15 protein-coding genes and 1 tRNA gene are annotated in these 18,190 nt (G+C 69.6%); 2 read left to right on the forward strand and 14 right to left on the reverse strand.

The genetic code is table 11. From position 1 onward, the window contains the following. Window positions 1–5: 5 nt before the first annotated feature. From hisB to hisS, 6 genes are all read right to left on the reverse strand, one after another. Window positions 6–1,133 (reverse strand): bifunctional histidinol-phosphatase/imidazoleglycerol-phosphate dehydratase HisB, encoded by a 1,128-nt coding sequence (gene hisB, locus ISN38_RS02450; RefSeq protein WP_003469600.1) that lies wholly within the window; start codon window positions 1,131–1,133, stop codon window positions 6–8. Then, window positions 1,130–2,239: a histidinol-phosphate transaminase gene (hisC, locus tag ISN38_RS02455; protein WP_003469599.1), complete on the reverse strand. Its 1,110-nt coding sequence runs from the start codon at window positions 2,237–2,239 to the stop codon at window positions 1,130–1,132. The genes hisB and hisC overlap by 4 nt, the downstream gene beginning before the upstream one ends. Then, on the reverse strand, window positions 2,236–3,531 hold the full coding sequence (hisD, locus tag ISN38_RS02460; RefSeq protein WP_058361556.1) for a histidinol dehydrogenase: 1,296 nt from the start codon (window positions 3,529–3,531) through the stop codon (window positions 2,236–2,238). The genes hisC and hisD overlap by 4 nt, the downstream gene beginning before the upstream one ends. After that, window positions 3,528–4,442, reverse strand: coding sequence for an ATP phosphoribosyltransferase (gene hisG, locus ISN38_RS02465; protein ID WP_003469596.1), 915 nt, complete (start codon window positions 4,440–4,442; stop codon window positions 3,528–3,530). The genes hisD and hisG overlap by 4 nt, the downstream gene beginning before the upstream one ends. Before the next feature lie 9 nt (window positions 4,443–4,451). After that, a complete protein-coding gene (locus tag ISN38_RS02470; RefSeq protein ID WP_003469594.1) occupies window positions 4,452–4,778 on the reverse strand; it encodes a YerC/YecD family TrpR-related protein in 327 nt (108 codons plus the stop codon). 400 nt (window positions 4,779–5,178) lie between these two features. Beyond that, window positions 5,179–6,576 carry a histidine--tRNA ligase gene (gene hisS, locus ISN38_RS02475; RefSeq protein WP_003469592.1) on the reverse strand — a complete coding sequence of 466 codons (1,398 nt, stop codon included), beginning with the start codon at window positions 6,574–6,576 and terminating at the stop codon, window positions 5,179–5,181. A 112-nt stretch (window positions 6,577–6,688) separates the two neighbouring features. Here hisS and ISN38_RS02480 point away from each other — a divergent pair, with 112 nt between their 5' ends. Next, window positions 6,689–7,444: a Crp/Fnr family transcriptional regulator gene (locus ISN38_RS02480; protein WP_038238193.1), complete on the forward strand. Its 756-nt coding sequence runs from the start codon at window positions 6,689–6,691 to the stop codon at window positions 7,442–7,444. Between the two features lie 293 nt (window positions 7,445–7,737). Further along, window positions 7,738–8,058, forward strand: coding sequence for a hypothetical protein (locus tag ISN38_RS02485; RefSeq protein ID WP_003469590.1), 321 nt, complete (start codon window positions 7,738–7,740; stop codon window positions 8,056–8,058). A 108-nt stretch (window positions 8,059–8,166) separates the two neighbouring features. Here ISN38_RS02485 and thrC read toward each other — a convergent pair whose 3' ends face one another. From thrC to ISN38_RS02520, 8 genes are all read right to left on the reverse strand, one after another. Further along, complete coding sequence (gene thrC / locus ISN38_RS02490; protein WP_206712043.1) at window positions 8,167–9,468, reverse strand: threonine synthase; 1,302 nt, start codon at window positions 9,466–9,468, stop codon at window positions 8,167–8,169. Window positions 9,469–9,981: 513 nt separating this feature from the next. Then, window positions 9,982–11,619, reverse strand: a complete 1,638-nt coding sequence (locus ISN38_RS02495; RefSeq protein WP_047325580.1) for a tannase/feruloyl esterase family alpha/beta hydrolase — start codon at window positions 11,617–11,619, stop codon at window positions 9,982–9,984. Window positions 11,620–11,833: 214 nt separating this feature from the next. Continuing rightward, window positions 11,834–13,090 carry a lytic murein transglycosylase gene (locus ISN38_RS02500; protein ID WP_230811677.1) on the reverse strand — a complete coding sequence of 419 codons (1,257 nt, stop codon included), beginning with the start codon at window positions 13,088–13,090 and terminating at the stop codon, window positions 11,834–11,836. Between the two features lie 326 nt (window positions 13,091–13,416). Beyond that, on the reverse strand, window positions 13,417–14,376 hold the full coding sequence (locus ISN38_RS02505; protein ID WP_399507494.1) for a homoserine kinase: 960 nt from the start codon (window positions 14,374–14,376) through the stop codon (window positions 13,417–13,419). A gap of 5 nt (window positions 14,377–14,381) precedes the next feature. Further along, entirely contained in the window at window positions 14,382–16,889 is a 2,508-nt protein-coding gene (thrA, locus tag ISN38_RS02510) for a bifunctional aspartate kinase/homoserine dehydrogenase I (protein ID WP_003469585.1), read from the reverse strand. An 89-nt stretch (window positions 16,890–16,978) separates the two neighbouring features. Further along, window positions 16,979–17,113 (reverse strand): hypothetical protein, encoded by a 135-nt coding sequence (locus tag ISN38_RS20555; RefSeq protein WP_256045725.1) that lies wholly within the window; start codon window positions 17,111–17,113, stop codon window positions 16,979–16,981. A gap of 238 nt (window positions 17,114–17,351) precedes the next feature. After that, the gene (locus tag ISN38_RS02515) at window positions 17,352–17,669 is read right to left on the reverse strand and encodes a hypothetical protein (RefSeq protein WP_003469584.1); all 318 of its coding nucleotides are present in this window, start codon (window positions 17,667–17,669) and stop codon (window positions 17,352–17,354) included. Window positions 17,670–17,999: 330 nt separating this feature from the next. Continuing rightward, a tRNA-Arg gene (locus tag ISN38_RS02520) sits at window positions 18,000–18,076 on the reverse strand. Between the last annotated feature and the right edge of the window lie 114 nt (window positions 18,077–18,190).

The raw sequence follows: 18,190 nt of genomic DNA on the forward strand, positions 1-18,190 counted from the left end.
GCGCATCACAGCACGCCTTTGGTCGAAGGCAGCGCGGCACCCTCGCGGCGCAGCGCCTGGCGCAAGGCGCGCGCCAATGCCTTGAAGCAGGCCTCGACCTTGTGGTGGTCGTTGTCGCCGTGCACGCGCAGATGCAGGTTCAGGCCCGACGCGTCGCACAGCGAGCGGAAGAAATGCGGCACCAATTCGGTCGGCAGGTCGCCGACGCGCTCGCGCTTGAACTCGCCTTCGAACACGAAATACGGGCGGCCGCTGAAATCCAGCGCGGCGCTGGCCAGGGTCTCGTCCATCGGCAGGGTGAAGTCGAGGCGCGCGTCGCCGCCGGCGGCCAGCCACGGGCTGTCCGGCGGATCGAAGCCGTAGCGGCCGATGCCGCGCTTGTCGCCCAGCGCCTGGCGCAAGGCCTGGCCCAGCGCCAGGCCGGTGTCCTCGATGGTGTGGTGTTCGTCGATATGCAGGTCGCCCTCGGCGCGCACGTCCAGGGCGAAGCCGCCGTGCTTGCCGATCTGCTCAAGCATATGGTCGAAGAACGGCAGGCCGGTGGCGCAGTGCGGGTCGCGCGCCAGGTCCAGATCGATCTCGACCGCAATCCTGGTTTCCTTGGTGTCGCGCTGCACCCTGGCGCGGCGCGGCGCATCGGCCAGTTCGTGGGCGATGCCGGCCCAGTCCCAGTCGCCGCCGAACTGTTCGGTCTTCAGCTGGAAGCCGCGGATGCGCAGATTCTCGGCGAACTGGACGTCGGTGAGGCGGTCGCCGACCATCGCCGAGCGCGCCCAGTCGATGCTGCGGTCCTGCAGGTACGGCAGCATCAGGCCGATGCCGGGCTTGCGCGTGGGTGCGTTGTCGGCCGGCCAGCTGCAGTCGATCAGCACCTCGCGGAAGGCGATGCCCTGGCTGGCGAAGATCTGCAGCATCAGGTCGTGGGGGCCGTCGAACGCGGCCTGCGGAAAGGCTTCGCTGCCCAGCCCGTCCTGGTTGGTGACGATGACGAACTGGTAGCCGGCGTCGCGCAGCTTGAGCATCGCCGGGATCACGCCCTGCACGAAGCGCAGCTTCTCGTAGGCGTCGATCTGGAAATCGGCCGGCTCCTCGATCAGGGTGCCGTCGCGGTCGACGAACAGGATCGGGGTCATGCCGCCGCCCTCCCCGCTTGCAGCGCGCCGAGCACGCGCTGGTTCTGTTCCGGGGTGCCGAGGGTGAGGCGTAGCGCATCGCCCAGGGTCGGCGCGGCGCGCTGGTCGCGCACCACCACGCCGGCAGCCAGCAGCGCACGGAATGCGCCTTCGGCATCGTCGAAGCGCAGCAGCAGGAAGTTGCCCTGCGAGGGATACACCCGGCGCACGCCGGGCAGCGCGGCCAGCGCGGCGGTCATGCGCTCGCGCTCGCCGCGGATCTCGGCCACGCGCAGCGCGGTCTGGCGCAACGGCTCGGGCTGCAGTGCGGCCAGCGCCAGCTGCGTGCACGGCGCCGGAATCGGGTATGGCGCCTGGCAGCGGCGCAGCACCGCGATCAGCGCCGGATCGGCGATCACGCAGCCGATCCGCGCTGCGGCCAGCGCATGCGCCTTGGACAGCGTGCGCAGCACCGCCAGGTTGGCGTGGCGCGCCAGCAGCGTGCTCGCCGAGGGCACGTCGGAGAATTCGCCATAGGCCTCATCGACCACCAGCAAGGCGCGCCCATGCAGGCGCTCGGCGGCACGTTCGATCTCGGCCAGCGGGATCGCCGCCCCGCTGGGATTGCCGGGCGAACACAGGAACACCAGCTTGGCCATCTGGCTCAGCGCTGCCTCCACCACCGCATCGATGTCGGTGACCAGCCCAGCCGCGTCTTCGCGCAACGGCACTTCGACGATGCGCGCATTCTGCAGCCGCGCGCACACCGCATACATGCCGAATACCGGCGGGGTGATCACGATCGCGTCGCGGCCCGGCTCGCACAGCGCCCGCAGCAGCAGGTCGATGGCCTCGTCGCTGCCGCGGCCGAGCAGCACCTGCTCCGGCGCGCAGGCGTACAGCGACGCCAGCGCCGCACGCAACGCCGGCGGCTGCGGATCCGGATAGCGGCGATTGCCGGCGTCGCGGTCGGCGGGATTGGCCCAGGCCGATTCGTTGGCGTTGAGCCAGATCTCGCCGCGCAGCGCGCTGCTGCGCGCCGAGGAATAGCCGGCGAAGTCGCGCAGGTCGTGACGGACCAGCGCCAGCATCGAGCCCGGCGCCGGTGCTTCGAGCGGCGCGCTCATGCCGCCCTCTCCATCCGCAGCGCCACCGCATTGGCATGCGCGTCCAGGCCCTCGGCACGGGCCATGGTCACCGCGCAGGCGCCGATCGCGGCGATGCCGGCGCGGCTGGCGCTCTGCACGCTGACGAAGTTCTGGAAACTGGCGACGCTGACCCCGCTGTAGGCGCGCGCCGCACCGTTGGTCGGCAGCACGTGATTGGTGCCGCTGCAATAGTCGCCCAGCGCTTCCGGGGTGTAGTCGCCGAGGAACACCGAGCCAGCCGCCTCGACCCGCTCCAGCCAGGCGCGCGGCTCGCGCAGCGCCAGGATCAGGTGCTCGGGCGCGTAACGGTTGCTGATCGCGAACGCGTCCTCGAGCGTGCCGACCTGGATCAGCCGCGACGCGGCCAGCGCCTGGCGCGCGATCGACGCACGCGGCAGCGTCGCCAGCTGGCGCTCGATCTCGTCCTCGACCGCCTCGATCAGCTCGGCGCTGTCGGACAGCAGCAGCACCTGCGAATCCGGGCCATGCTCGGCCTGCGACAGCAGGTCGGCGGCGACGAACGCGGCATCGGCGCCGACGTCGGCGATCACCAGCACCTCGGACGGCCCGGCCGGCATGTCGATCGCCGCTACGCCGGACTGCGCCAGCTGCTGCTTGGCCTCGGTGACGTAGCCGTTGCCCGGACCGAACAGCTTGTCGCAGGACGGCACCGAGGCAGTGCCGAAGCCCATCGCCGCAATCGCCTGCGCGCCGCCCAGCTTGAACACGCGATCCACGCCGGTCAGCGTGGCGGCGACCAGCACCGCCGGATCGGCCGAGCCGTCGGCGCGCGGCGGCGTGCACAGCACCACCTCGCGGCAGCCGGCCAGCGCCGCCGGCACGCACAGCATCAGCGCGGTGGACGGCAGCGGCGCGCTGCCGGCCGGCACGTACAGGCCGACCCGGCCGATCGGCCGGACAACCCGCTCGCAGACCACGCCCGGCGCGGTTTCCACCGCATAGGGTTGGGTCATGCCAGCGCGGTGGAAGGTCTCGATCCGCGCCGCGGCCTGCGCCATCGCCTCGCGCAGCACCGTCGGCACCGCCGCTTCGGCGGCGGCGAACTCGTCGGCGCCGACTTCGAAACGCTGCAGCACCACGCCATCGAAACGCGCGGTGATCTCGCGCAAGGCCGCATCGCCGCGACCGCGCACCTCGTCCAGCAACTGCGCCACCGCAGCGCGGGTCTGCGCGGCCACAGTCTGCGCCGGCCGGGTCAGGGCCTGCGTGCGCGCCTGCGCGTCGAGCGAATTCCAGTCCAGTCGGTTCATGCCAGCGAGCGCTCCACGGTCAACACCATCAGCCCCTGCGCACCGGCACGCTCCAGTTCCTCCATGCGCTGCCAAGTGATCGCGCCATGGCACATGGTCTGCAGCTGCAACGGGCCGTCGCCGTCGCCGGGCAGTTGCACCAGCGGATCGGCGTCGGGCAGCAGCCGGGTCAGTTCGGCGACGTGGTCGCGCGTGGCGCGGAACATCAACAGCTTGCTGTCGCGCAGCTTGAGCACGCCGTCGAGCCGGCGCAGCAGCATCGCCGCCAGCCCGGCGCGGGCGTCGCCCGGCTCGCGCACCGGCCCGGCCAGCACCGCTTCGCTTTCCAGCAGCGTTTCCACCGGCTTGAGCTGGTTGGCGGCCAGGGTCGCGCCGCTGGACACCAGGTCGCAGATCAGGTCGGCGGTGCCCAGGCGCGGCGCGATCTCCACCGAGCCGGACAGCTCCACCACCTGTGCGTCGAGGCCGCGCGCCTGCAGCCAGTCCGCCAACACCGCCGGATAGCTGGTGGCGATGCGTTTGCCCTGCAATTGTTCCGCGCCGGTCCATTCCCAGGTCTCGGGCACCGCCAGCATCAGCCGGCACTGGCCGAAGTTCAGCCCGCGCAGCGCGCGGTGGGCCTCGGGCAAGCCGTTGCGGCGGCGCTCGCCGGCCTGCTCTTCCAACTCGTTGCGGCCGACGATGCCGAAGTCGCAGACGCCGTCGGCGATCAGCCCAGGGATGTCGTCGTCGCGTACCAGCAACAGGTCCACCGGCAGCGATTCGCCGTAGCAGAACAACTTGTCGCGGCTCTCGCGCCAGCTCAGCCCGCAGGCGGCCAGCACCGCCCGCGCCGGCTCGGCCAGGCGGCCGCTCTTCTGGATCGCGATACGCAGCCGGTCACGCGCCGGCGCTGCCAGGGAAGCACTCATCAGGACATCTCAATGGGAATCGGAGGGGCGCGCCGCTTGCCGGCGCAGCGCCGTGGCATAGCCGCCGGCGCCGTATTCCATGGTCCGCGCGACGCGGCCGATGGTGGTGACGCTGACCTGGGTCAGCTCGTGGATTTCGCGGTACGGCACGCCCTTGAGCAGCAGCGGCACCACCCGCCAGCGGTCGGACATCGCCTCCAGCTCGGCCGGCGTGCACAGGTCCTGCAGGAACGCGGCAACCTCCTGCGGCTTGCTCAGGTGGGCCAGGACGCGCGACAGCGCCTTGAACGAGGGGTCGCTGTCGCGATCGGGTTGCGTGGAAGGTCGTTGTTTCATTGCGACAATGTAATAGCGTGTTAGTACATTAGCGCGACTGGACAGGCCGGGTCAAGCCGCGGCGGGCGGGCGTTGCGTGGAGGTGTTCGATCGCTGATGGGCACGAGGCGGCCATGCCTTCTGTCGCGGCTGAAGCCGCTCCTACAAAAGCGCACGCGCCCCCCCTGTAGGAGCGGCTTCAGCCGCGACAGGCACTCACACCCATCGCATAAGGTTCAATGGCGCCGGCACCGCTCCGGTCGCCTGATTGCAGGCGGCGAACGCGCATTGCGCTCATCGTTGCGCGAGCGGCTTCAATAGCGGCAGGCTCTGGTCATCCGCGTCGCGACTGAAGTCGCTCCCACAAGGGACACGCAGCGCGGCCGTCCAGGTTGCGCCACACCCAGCCCTGCATCCCCGCTCAGGGCATGACCTTGGCCTGCTCCAGCTCGACCAGCAGGGTGCTGGCCAGTTCGTCGCGGGCGACCTCGAACTGCTGCTCGCGCACCAGGTCCTTGACCGCGACCACGCCGCGCGCCAGCTCGTCGTCGCCGGCCAGCACCACGAAGCGGATGCCGGCGCGCGCGGCGTACTGGAACTGCTTGCCGACCTTCTTCGGCTCCATCTGCACTTCGGTGTTGATGCCGCCGACGCGCAGGCGCCGGGCGATGTCCAGTGCGTCGTCCAGCTTGGCCTCGTCCATCAGCGCCACCATCGCCTGCACGCTGCTGGAGGCGATGCCGTCGATCAACCCGGCCTCGCGCAGCTGCCAGAACAACCGGGTCAGGCCGATGGAAATGCCCACGCCCGGCAGCCTGGATTTGCTGTAGTGGCTGGCCAGGTCCTCGTAGCGTCCGCCCGAGCAGATCGAGCCGATCTGCGGGTAGTCGGTCAGCAGGGTCTCGTAGACGGTGCCGGTGTAGTAGTCCAGGCCGCGGGCGATGGAGAAGTTCAGGCAGTAGGCGGTTTCCGGCACGCCAAGCGCCTTGACCAGGGCCAGCGCCTCGCGCAGCTCGGCCACGCCCTCGCGCAGCGTGGCGCTGGCCTCGGCCGCCGCGGCCAGCGCATCCAGGCGCGCCAGCGCGTCGTCATGGCCGCTGGAGCGTACCGCGACGAAGGCCAGGATCCGCTCGACCTGCTCGGCCGGGATGTCGAAACCCTCTCCGGCCAGCGTCTCGCGCACGTAGTCGGCGCCGCGCTTGTCGAGCTTGTCGACCTCACGCAGCACCGCCAGCTGGCGCTCGCCCTCGGCCACGCCCAGAATCTCGAAGAAACCGCGCATCAGCTTGCGGTTGTTCAACTGCACCGCGAACGCGCCGATGCCCAGTTCGGCGAACACCGCGTGGATCACCGCCAGCACTTCGGCGTCGTAGCGGATGCTCAACGCGTCCTTGCCGATCACGTCGATGTCGCACTGGTAGAACTCGCGGAAACGGCCTCGCTGGGCACGCTCGCCGCGGTACACGCGCTGCATCTGATAGCGGCGGAACGGGAAGCTCAGTTCATGCTCGTGTTCGGCCACGTAACGCGCCAGCGGCACGGTCAGGTCGAAGCGCAAGGCCAGCTCCGGCAAGCCACCCTCGCCGCTGGCCTCGGCATTGGCCAGCGCGCCGGTGGATTGCACGAAATACACCTGGCGCTCGGTCTCCCCGCCGGACTTGGTCAGCAGCACGTCGGACAGTTCGAACACCGGCGTCTCCACCGGCAGGAACCCGAACCGCTCGTAATTGCGGCGGATGACGTCCAGCATGCGCTGGAACGCGATCTGCTCGCGCGGCAGCAATTCCATGATGCCGGGCGGCGTACGGGGCTTGATCACTTGCAAAACTCCTGCGTCTTGGGGGCAAACAGACGCCAATTCTAGCCGTACTGGGATGCCGGCGATCGTATCGGCGTATCATCCGGGGGTGCCAACTCCGCCCGTCACGCGCATGCACCGGACCGTCCCCGGCTTCGCCATGCCCTATGTCGAAACGGCCGCGGCCCGCGATCCGAACGCGCACGAGTGCCTGCATTGCGCCGTGCGCCACCTGGCGATCTGTTCGGCGCTGGCCTGCGACGAGGTGCAGGCGCTGGAGCGGGTGACGACCTCGCTGGCTTACGCGGCCGGTGCCACCCTGGTCCGCAGCGGCGAGGCGCGGCAGTCGGTCTATACCGTCACCTCCGGCGCACTGCGCCTGGTCCGCACCCTGGCCGACGGCCGCCGCCAGGTGGTCGGCTTCGTGCTGCCGGGCGACTACGTGGGCCTGAGCGAATCGGCGAAATACCGCAACGACCTCGAAGCGATCGCCGACAGCCGCGTGTGCCGGGTTTCGGTTGTGCAGATGCGGCTGCTGCGCACGCAATACCCGCAGCTGGAGCGCAAGCTGTTGCAGCGCGCCTGCCTGGAGCTGGACGCGGCACAGGATGCGGCACTGTCGCTGGCACGCCTGCAGCCGATGGAAAAGCTCGCCGACTTCCTGCTCAAGCTGGCGGCGCGCACCGCCAGCCGAGGCGATCCCGGCAACACGGTGACCTTGATGATGGGCCGCGGCGACATCGCCGACCATCTCGGCCTGACCATGGAAACGGTCAGCCGCAGCTTCACCAAGCTGCGCCAGCAAGGCCTGATCGCGCTGCCGCAGCTGCACGTGGTCGAGATCCGCGACTTCGCCGCCTTGCACCGGCTGGCTTCCGACGAAGCGTGAGCCTGCGACGGCGACGCCGGCGATTTTTTCGCCAGCCCCTGTCCACGCCTTGCACCACCGCGCCCGCAGCGACTTATCCACACCTTTCCAGGGCAACGCTCCACATGCGCTGTGGACAACCCCGCTGCCGAGGCGGCGGCAGGCCGACGCGCCAGCGACGCCCACTGGCGTAGCCGCTGAATGCTTCAGACTGTGGCCGCACCCTACCCCGCGTCCAGGCATAGACTTGCAGCCGCAACACACCTGCGGCGCCGCCGCGGTGCCGGTGGGGGGAACCATACGGGAGTGCAACCATGCTCGTCGCCATCGATATCCTGCACGACACGCGCGCCTGCGTGATGCTGGATCGCGAAAGGGAACTGGACTACTGGAAGGCGCATTTCACCCAGGCTCCGTTCCATCAGCCTGGACATGCCTTCACCGACTACGAGCCGGCGCTGAAGCTTGCCTACGACGCCTACCTGAAGTACCACGGCCAGCGCTTCGAGGACGTGGTGCCGCTGCTGCGCGACGTGTTCCTGCGCGATCACCCGCGCTCGCGCCTGGACTGGCTGCAGGTGCGCAGCGTGGTGCAGGCCGCCTGGCAGCGGATGCAACCGCAGGACCAGGCGTAAGCCTGCACGCCTGAGCGTGCGCGCCGCCATGCCTGGCGAACGCAGGCGGCACCGCGGCATCCCGGGCGGCGGCAGCGCCGCTGCCCCGTCCAATGGCAGCCGCCGGCCTCAGCCGGCCAGCAGACGTGCGCGCAACGCCGCGTAGTCCGGTGCGATCGGCTCGGCCTGCGCCGGCCGCTGCAGCAGAGCCGCCAACGCCGGCGGCACCGGCACCGGCTGGCCGATCAGCGGCTCCACCACTGCCTCGAACTTGGCCGGATGCGCTGTCGCCGCCAACGCCCAATCGCCCGCATCGGCCTCGGCGCCCTCGGCGCGGATCTGCTGCAGCACATGCAATGCGGTGGCGGTATGTGGGCAATGCACCTCGCCGTAGCGGCGGAAGCGCTCGCCGATCAGTTGGCGGATCTGCGCATCGTCCACCGAATAGGACTGGAACTGCGCGCGCAGCGCGGCATCGTCGCCGCGGTACAGCCATCGCAGGCGCTCGAAATTGCTCGGCGCGCCGACGTCCATGGCATTGGCCACAGTAGCCACGCTGGGCTGCGGCGCGTAGTCGGCGCCGGCGAAATAATCCGGCAGCACATGGTTGGCGTTGGTGGCCAGCACGATGCGGCCCAGCGGCACGCCCAGGCCGCGCGCCAGGATCGCCGCCAGCGCATTGCCGAGGTTGCCGGTCGGCACCACCAGGTTCAGCGCCTGCGCATGCGCCGCGTAATGGACCAGTGCGCTGTGCGCGTAATAGCTCATCTGCGGCAGCAGCCGGCCCAGGCTGATGCTGTTGGCCGAACTCAGCGGCGCCTGCGCCTGCAGTTCGACATCGCGCAAAGCCTGCTTCACCAGCGCCTGGCAGTCGTCGAACGAACCAGCCACGCGCAGCGCCTGGATGTTGTCGCCGAAGCAGCCGAGCTGATGCGCCTGGCGCGGCGACACGCGCCCGTCCGGATACAGCACCACCACGCGCAGGCCGGGCTGGCGATGGAAGGCCGCCGCCACCGCCGCACCGGTATCGCCGGAGGTGGCGACCAGGATGGTCAGCGGCGTGGCGGCATCGCGGCGCAGCCGCGTCAGGCAAGCGGCGAGGAAGCGCGCGCCGAAATCCTTGAACGCGGCGGTCGGCCCATGGAACAGCTCCAGCGCGTGGTCGCCGGGCGTGGCCAGCGGCTGCAGCGGCGCGTCGAAGTCGAAGGCCTCGGCGCAGATTGCCGGCAGTTCGGCAGCGAGCGCGTCGCCGTCGAAGAATGGCGCCAACAGGTCCGCTGCGGTTTCAGCCAGATTGGCGCCGGCCCGCAATGCGCGCGCTGGCGGCATGCGCTCGGGAACGTAAAGCCCGCCGTCGGGCGCCAGGCCGGCGGCGATGGCCTGGCTGAGCGTGGCGGCGGGAGCGGCATGACGCGTGGAAATGAAGTTCATCGTTGATCCATGACGGTAAGAATGCGCCCCACCGCCGCCGTTTCGCCCTCGCCTTGCGCGGAGTCGTGCCGGCACCGCGAGCGGGACAACGCGCCTTGGCGAGCGAAGCGCGTGGTTACCCGGCGGCAGTGGGCCGGAGCCGGCGCCGCAACCACTGCCCGAGCGAGGGAAGTGGCGCATGCGCATCGACACCTGCCGGTGGCGAACGTTACCAGATGACGCGCGGTGCGTCCTTTCCAGGACCCGGCGCGGATATCGCACGCCGCTCCTAGCGCCAGCGCTTGCACAGCGACTGGCGACGCCATCGGGGCATGTCCTGCGCACGCAGGATCGTGCATGGCGCTGCGGCGAGCGCAATGTATCCGGCCGCAATGGACCGAGTGGTGACGCGCGTGCGCTGAATTCTCGGCTGGATGGCACACCTATTCGACGCAACGGCGCCGTCGTGCGGCGCCGCCTATCGCCTGTTGTGCCAGACGAACGGCCGCAAGCCCACGCTTGCGACCGCCCGACTTATCGGCCTTGCGCCGCGCCTGGCAACGCCGCGCGCGCAGGCGCAGCACCGTCGAGGTAGGCACCGCGCGGACTGTCCACACAGATGAAGTTCTGCGCATCGTCGGCGCTGCCCTGGCCGATCCATAGCGCCGATTGCGGGTAGTGGCACAGCGGCCGGGTGCGGGCCACGCCCTTGGCCGGGTCGTCATTGACGTATTTTGCCGCGACGATGCGCTCCGGTGCGATGCCTTGCTCGACCCACGCCACCATCGCCGACAACACGTCGTGCTGGCGATCGATGGCCAATGGGGGCGGCCCATAAAGCGCGCCGAAGGCCGACGTGCCGGGTCCGCCGGTGAAGTGGCCCATGCCGGGCACCATGAACAGGCGGAAGAACTGCTGGGTCTGCGCAAGCGCATCCTGGGACCTGGTGATCTGCGGGTTGTCCAGCCATTGCCTGGCCACGACCGATTCGTAATAGCTGATCGCGCCTCGCGGCGGAACCACCGGATCTTCCCAGCCGATATACAGGATCATCTTGCCGCTGCGCGCGCGAAACCCGCTCAGATCCACGGAGGTGGCGTCGATGACGCTGACCAGCGGCTCGCCCATGACCGGCTTGGCTTCGGCGCGCACGACATCGGTATCGAAGTTGACCTGGGTAGGGTCGAACGCGGCGCTGCCGGTATCGAACACCATGTTGGCGAAGAACTGGTTGGCGAGCACCGTATGGCCGCCACCGGGAACGGCGGCGTTGCCGGTGACCCACTGGTCCCATATCCCCGGAGTGGCGACCGCGAACGGCTCTAAACCGTAGTAGATGCGTTCGCCGGTGCGCGGGTTGATCGGGCCGGTAAGGATGGCGGCGAGCGCCTGCAGCTGCGGCGCAGTGAGACAAGCGTCGGTCTCGGCGCCGCTGCACAACAGCACGCGCGGATCGAAGCGGCACCGGCGTGGGTCGTTGACCACGCCGTCGGGCGTGTGGTCCTTCGCATCGCATTGGGCGAGCGCGGCGGCCTGGATCGCCGGCAGCTTGGCCGCCGAGATGGTCGCCGCCGGACTGCCGAACTGGGCGTCCTCCGACCACAGCCAGGAAAACGCGTTGTGCACCCAGGCGCTGGACGGCGCATCGACAATGATGCCATCGAAGGCGCCCGGATAGCGCTGCGCCGCCATCAACGCATCACGGCCACCATTGGAGGCGCCGAAAAAGTACGAATAGCGCGGCGCGCGATGCGTATAGGCGGAAACCAGCGCCTTGCCGTTGGAGATCGTCGCGCCCAGCGCCCGATAGCCCCAGTCGACGATCTTCTGCGGGTGGCCGAGCGCAAAGCTCGCATCGCCGATCGACGCCCGGTGACCGCCGTCGGTGGTCGCGGTCGCATAGCCGCGGCGCAAGGCGAAACCAAGCGAACTGTATTGAATGTTGCCGGCGAAAACGACTGTGCCGACCTGCAGGTAGTTCTGGTTCCAGCCCGCGGACGGAATCCAGACCTCGAACCCGATTTCCGAATCGCTGGCCGGCCGCGACACGCCGACGACGCGACAGAACGCCGGCAGTCCGTCGAGCACGGTACCGTCCGGCGCAGTGAAGCTGCCGGCGGGCACATCGGTAGCGCTGCTGATCGTGGTGGACGGCAGCGGCAGCGCGAGCATGTCGGCGCAGGCGGCCGACGCCGAGGCCGTTGTCAGCAAAGCGCCGGTTGCCGCCAGCGCGCGTAGCAACACAGGTAACCCGTTCAATCGAAACATGCGCAGTTCCTTGGTTGAAAAAACAGCTGCAACGGACCTGCAACCGACGCGCGCAGCGATGAAAGGGATGGCGTGGGTGGATGCCGCAACAGCGCCTGCTGCACTGCGGCGGCCATGCTTATTGGCGCAGGCGCTGCAGCAGCGAGATGCTGGCATATCCGTCCGCTGGCAGATGCAGATCCTGCTGGTAGGCGCGGATGGCGGCACGTGTCATCGACCCCAGCACGCCGTCGGCGGTGCCGGGCGAGTAGCCCTTGGCGGTCAGCCGCTGCTGCAACTCGGTGATCTGCGCGACGCTGCTCAATGGCGGATCATCGGTCGGCCATGCGTGGGCCACGCTGCCAGCGCCCGCATAGCCGTCGGCCAGCAAGCCGATCGCCAGCGCGTAGGCTATGGAGTTGTTGTAGCGCAGGATGCTGCGGAAATTGCGCAGGACCAGAAAGGCCGGACCGCGATAACCGGCAGGCAACACGATGGCGGCTTGCTCCTGGGCGAGCGCGTCGGGAATGGCGAGCGTGGCGCCCATCACCCCGAGGCGTTGCCATTCGGCAACCGACTTCTCGGTCGAAAGGTCCGCCTGGGTGTAATCGAAACTCGCCGGTAGCTGCACTTCCTGGCCCCAGGGCGTGCGCGCGTTCCAGCCGCTACGCTGCAGATAGGAGGCCGTGGACGCCAGCGCATCGGCGCGGGACGTCCAGACGTCGCGCAGATGGTCGTGATCGAAATCGACCGCATAGTCCAGATAGGTGCTTGGAATGAATTGGGTCTGTCCCATGGCGCCGGCCCACGAACCAACCAGCTGGGTGCGTGCGGCGTCCTTGTTTTGCAGGATATGGAGCGCGGCCATCAATTGCGTGGCGCCGTAGTGCATGCGCCGCCCGCTGTAGGCGAGCGTGGCCAGCGAACGAATCACATCGCGGCTGCCGATGTCCTTCCCGTAGCCACTCTCCACGCACCAAATGGCCGCCACGATCCCGGCATCGACGCCATAGGCGCGCTCCACCTCGGGCAGCACCGGTTCGCTGCGCAGCAGTTGCTGGCCCTGCTGGATATTCTCCGCGCTCACGCGCTTGGCCAGATATTCCCAGATGGGGGTGGTGAATTCCGGTTGCGCGATATCCAGCTGGTGCACCGAAGGATCCGGCGTGACGCCGCGGAAGGCGAGATCGAGCGTGCTTTGGTCGATGCCCTGGGCACTGGCATCGCTGCGGAACGTCGCCAGCCATTGCTGGAAATCCGCCTGGGAGGCGGCGTCGGCCGGCGCGCTGGACGTCGCATCTGCGGCAAAACAAGCAGGAGCGGCCGATGCAGATGCAAGCGCAACGACCATCAGCGATGTAGCGAGAATAGTGGAACGCATGGGCTGTATATCCATAAATGGCGTTAATCAGACGCCGCGTGGTGGAGATCAATCGCAGCGTTTACTTTCGAAATGAAACACACCCCCCCTTGGGACCGATCATCGGTCGCCACCGCAGCCGGCGTCGAGCGCAAGAAGCGAACAACCCACCGCGCAAGCGAAGATCCCCGTAGACAGCGCAGCGCTTGCCGCGCCGGCCGATTGGCCGCATCTATGACGGCCATCCAGGAACGATGCCGCCCCGGGAGCGCTGGCGACGGCACCCGATCGGGAAGGCATGGCAGGGCGTTGCCGCGGAGCGCCCCCGCAGCGGCGCAGCGGAACGCCGGCGCGAACGCAAGCTACAGCAACCTGGCGCCCTGGCAATTCAGCGAAGACACCCAGTGCTGGCTGGCGAAACCGGCCGCCGCGAACGCCGCCTGCACCGCCGGCGCGGCCGCTTCCGCCGCTGCGCGCGTCGTGAACCACGCGAAAATACTGGGACCGGCGCCGGAAATGCTCGCGCCCATCGCGCCGGCGTCCAGCGCGGCTTGCTTGGCCGCATCGAAGCCGGCGATCAACGGCGCACGCCGCGGCTCGATCAGCACGTCGCGCAAGCCCGCGCGCACCAGCGCCTCGTCGCCGGCGTGGCAACCCGCCAGCACCAGCGCCAGATTGGAACTCTGCGCCACGAACTCGCCGAGCCGGTAGTCGCCGGCCAGCGCCTCGCGCGCGCGACGTGTCTCCAGTACCGCGTCCGGATGCACCAGCAGACTGTGCCAGGCCGCCGGTACCGGCAGCGGCACCATCCGCTGCAACGTGGACAGCACCAGCCCGCCCAGGAACATCGGGCCGAGGTTATCGCCATGGCGGCTGCCGCTGGCCACCGCCTCGCCCTCCAGCGAATACAGATACAGCTGCTGGCGCGACAACGGCGCGTCCAGCAGCGCATTGGCCGCCACCAGCGCGGCCACGCACGAGGCCGCCGACCCGCCCATGCCGGAACTGAGCGGGATGCCCTTGTCGATCTCGAGTTCGAAACCGAACGGCAGCGCCAGCGCCTCGCGCAAGGCGATCAGCGCCGCGCCGGCGGTGTTGCGCGCGGCCTCCAGCGGCAGTGCCACGGTGGTGCCGCGGATCGCAGCGATGCGTACCTGCGGCGCATCGATGCGACGCACCGTCACCGTGTCGCCGACGCCTTCCACCGCATAGCCGAGCAGGTCGAAGCCCACCGCCACGTTGGCCACCGAAGCCGGCGCGAAGGCGCGTGCCTCGCGCGGCGCGGTGCGGGTATGGGAGTGCGGCGCCGGCGACGTGTACACCTGGCTCACAGCCGCGCGCCCTCGCCCGCCGCCACCCGCAACAGGTCGGCGAACACGCCGGCGGCGGTGACTTCCGGACCGGCGCCGGGACCCTGCACCACCAGCGGATTGTCGCAATAGCGACGGGTGGTGAACTGCACCACGTTGTCGGTCAGGCGCAGGTTGGCGAAGGCATGCTCGGCCGGCAGTTCCACCAGGCCGACGCTGGGCGCGCGCTCCGGGGTCAGCTGCGCCACGTAGCGCAGCACGCAGCCGCGCGCCCTGGCCGCCTGCAGGCGCTGCGCGAACGCCGCGTCCACTTCATGCAGGCCCGCCATGAAATCCTCCACGCTGGCCTGGCGCAGCGCTTCCGGCACCAGGCTCTCCACCGCCACGTCCTCCAGGCTCAACTCGCGCCCGGCCTCGCGCGCCAGGATCACCAGCTTGCGCGCCACGTCGGTGCCGGACAGGTCGTCGCGCGGATCCGGCTCGGTATAGCCCATGCCGCGCGCATCGGTGACCAGCTGCGAGAACGGCACGCTGCCGTCGTACTTGTTGAACAGCCAGGCCAGGGTGCCGGAGAAGATGCCTTCGATCGCGGTGACCACGTCGCCGGTATCGACCAGGTCGCGCAGCGTGGTGATCACTGGCAGGCCGGCGCCGACCGTGGCTTCGTAGCGGAAGCGCGCGCCGCTGCCCGCGGCGGCGGCGCGGATCGCGTGGAAACGCGCCAGCGGCCCGGCCCCGGCCTGCTTGTTCGGGGTGACCACGTGGATGCCGGCGGCGAGCCAGCCGGCGTAACGGTCGGCGACGTCGGCGCTGCCGCTGCAATCGATGATGACCGCATGCGGCAGGTGCGCCGACAGCAGGTGCGCGGTGAACGCGTCCAGGTCGGTGGGCTGCTGGCCGCTGGCGAAGGCCTGCCGCCAGTCGCCGGTGATCGCGCGGGTTTCCAGGCACATCGCGCTGCGCGAGGCGATCGCGCGCAGGCGCAGGTCGAGGTTGGCCTTGGCCAGCAGCTGCGGCTGAGCTGCGCGCAGTTGGTCGAGCAAGGTCTTGCCGACGTTGCCCGGGCCGATCACCCCGACCGAGAAGGTCTGCGGCGACAGCCAGAAGCCGGCATGCGCCGCGCGCAGCGCCTTGGTCGCATGCGCGCTGTCGATCGCCACCGAGATATTGCGCTCCGAGGAACCCTGCGCGATCGCCAGGATGTTGACCTGGGCGCGGCCCAGCGATTCGAACAGGCGCGCGGCCACGCCCGGCTGCCCGGCCATGCCGTCGCCGACCGCGGCCAGCACGCTGATGCCGGTGGTCAGCTGCACGCGCTGTACCTGGCCGAGCACCAGTTCGTGCGCGAACGCCGACAGCAGCGCGTCGCGCGCGCGTTCGCATTCGTTCTGCCGCACCACGCAGCAGATCGAATGTTCAGAAGAGCCCTGCGAGATCATCACCACCGACACCCGCGCATTGCGCAGCGCGGCGAACACGCGCTCGGCGGTGCCAGGCACGCCGATCAGGCCGGTGCCTTCCAGGTTCAGCACCGCCAGGTCCGGGCTCAGGGTAAGACCCTTGATCGGCCCGCTGGTGGCGCTGCTGGCGGTGATGCGGGTGCCCGGGTGTTCGGGCTGGAAGGTGTTGCGGATGATGATCGGCAGGCCGCGCTCGATCGCCGGCGACATGGTCTGCGGATGCACCACCTTGGCGCCGAAATAGGCCAGTTCGCAGGCCTCGTCGTAGCTCAGCGTTTCCAGTTGCACCGCTTCGGGCACCACCCGCGGATCGGCCGACAGCACGCCGTCCACGTCGGTCCAGATATGCAGTTCGTCGGCATCGAACAACGCGGCGAAGATCGCGCCGGAGTAGTCGCTTCCGTTGCGGCCGAGCGTGGTGATGCGCCCGGCGCGGTCGCGGGCGACGAAGCCGGTGACCACGATGCGCTGCTGCGGGTGCTGCGCGCGCCAGTCGGCCAGGCGCGCCGCGCTGGCCTCCCAATCCACGTCCACGCCCAGTTCGCCGCGGTCCACCACCAGCACCTCGCGCGCGTCCAGCACCGCGCACTCCTCGCCCAGCGCGCGCAGGTGCTCGCCGAGCAGTTGCGCCGAATACACCTCGCCCAGGCCCTGCACCCGGTCCAGCACCTCGCGCGGCAACTCGCCGATCACCGCCAGCGCGCCGAGGATGTCTGCCAGGTGCGCGAAGCGCGCATCCAGCCATTCCACCGTGGCGCCGGCATGCTCGCCAAGCAGCGACACCGCCGCGGCGCGGTGCCGCGCGCGGGTCTCGTGCCAGCGCTCGCGCCAGTCGCCGTTCTCGCTGGCGGCCAGTTCGGCCAGCCCGATCAACGCATCGGTGACGCCCTTCATCGCGGAGACCACGGTGATCTGCAGGGTTTCCGGGCGCGCCAGCAGCAGCTGCGCGACATGGCGATAACAGTCGGCGTCGGCCACCGATGTGCCGCCGAACTTGTGGACGGCGGTGCGCGCGGCGAGCGCGGGATCTGCGGTGAGTGCGGAAGCGACAGCGGGGGACGGCATGGGAGACCTCGGAGTAGAGGCCCCGCTCGCATCAGGCCGACGGGTTCCCCCGCAACCTGATCCGGGTGCGGGGCCGTGGGTTTCGAAAGTTACGCGAAAACGACGGGCCGCACCGGGCGAATGGTGTGGATGGTAATACCGGTATTAATGCCCGCGCAGAGCACCGCCGTGCGCCGCAGCGCGGGCGGAAGAACACAGCTGGCAAAGGCGAAGGCGTGGTGCATGGCGGCAAGGGGACATCATGCGCCGGGCTGCTGTCAAGGGCCGCACGCGACCCGGCCGCGAATGCACTGCGGCCGGGTCGATCGGTTGCAAAAGTTACTATCGGCGCGGCACCCGGGATCGCGCGCCATCGGGCGCTGCCGCCGGTGGCGCCGGCACCGCCGCGAGCGCATGGCCAGTGGCCTGGCGCATGCGCCGCGGACGCACGCAGATTCCGCTGCTGCGTGCGCGGCCTGGCGCTCAGTGCTGCGGTTTGTCGGTGGTCGGCTGCTGCTGCGGATCGCTGGTGGGTTGCTGCGGATCGGTGGCCGGCGGCGTGGCGGGCTGTGCGCCCTGGGTTGCGTCGCTGCCCATCGCCGCATCCCCGGTGGTGCCGGCTGCCGGGGGCGTGGCTGCGTCCTGACCGGCGGCCGGGGCGGTGCTGCCATCGGCGGCAGGTGGCGGCGTTGCGGTCTGTTCGTGCGTGGGCTGGTCGCCATCGCGGTGGCAGGCGACCAGGGCGGCCAGAACCGAACCGATCAACGCGACTTTCAACGTCTTGCTCATGTGCTTGCGCATGTGGCTGACTCCTGCTTTGGCATTCGTACGGTGCCGAGTGGGTGCGGCCGCGCTCGGGCGACCGGAGGAACGAGCCCGCATCTGCAATGCCGCCGTCAGGTCGCGTACGCGATCCAGGCCAGCAGCGGCAAGCGCGGCGCAACGAAGGCGTTGCGGCATTGGCGGGCTTGCACAGGCTACGCAATACGGCGCTCAGATCGCGTCGGCATAGGGTGTAGAACGCGTTATCCGCAGTCGCGGCATTTCGCCTGCATCGACGGCGCTGCTGCCGATGGCGCGCGCAGCGAACGTCGGCAGCGAACGCGCCGGCTGCGCGATTGCCACTGTGTGTGGTGACCCCGGCGCGATTCGAACGCACGACCTGTCCCTTAGGAGGGGACCGCTCTATCCAGCTGAGCTACGGGGCCTTGGCCGGCGCATTGTCGCACGATCGTCGCGCTTGCCAAGCCCGGCGCGGCGCGCGGCGGCTGCGGCCGGACCCGCCCGGTCTGCTAAAGTCGGCGGCTAGCCGCGTCCCGCGT

Source organism: Xanthomonas translucens pv. undulosa, assembly GCF_017301775.1.
GTDB lineage: Bacteria > Pseudomonadota > Gammaproteobacteria > Xanthomonadales > Xanthomonadaceae > Xanthomonas_A > Xanthomonas_A translucens.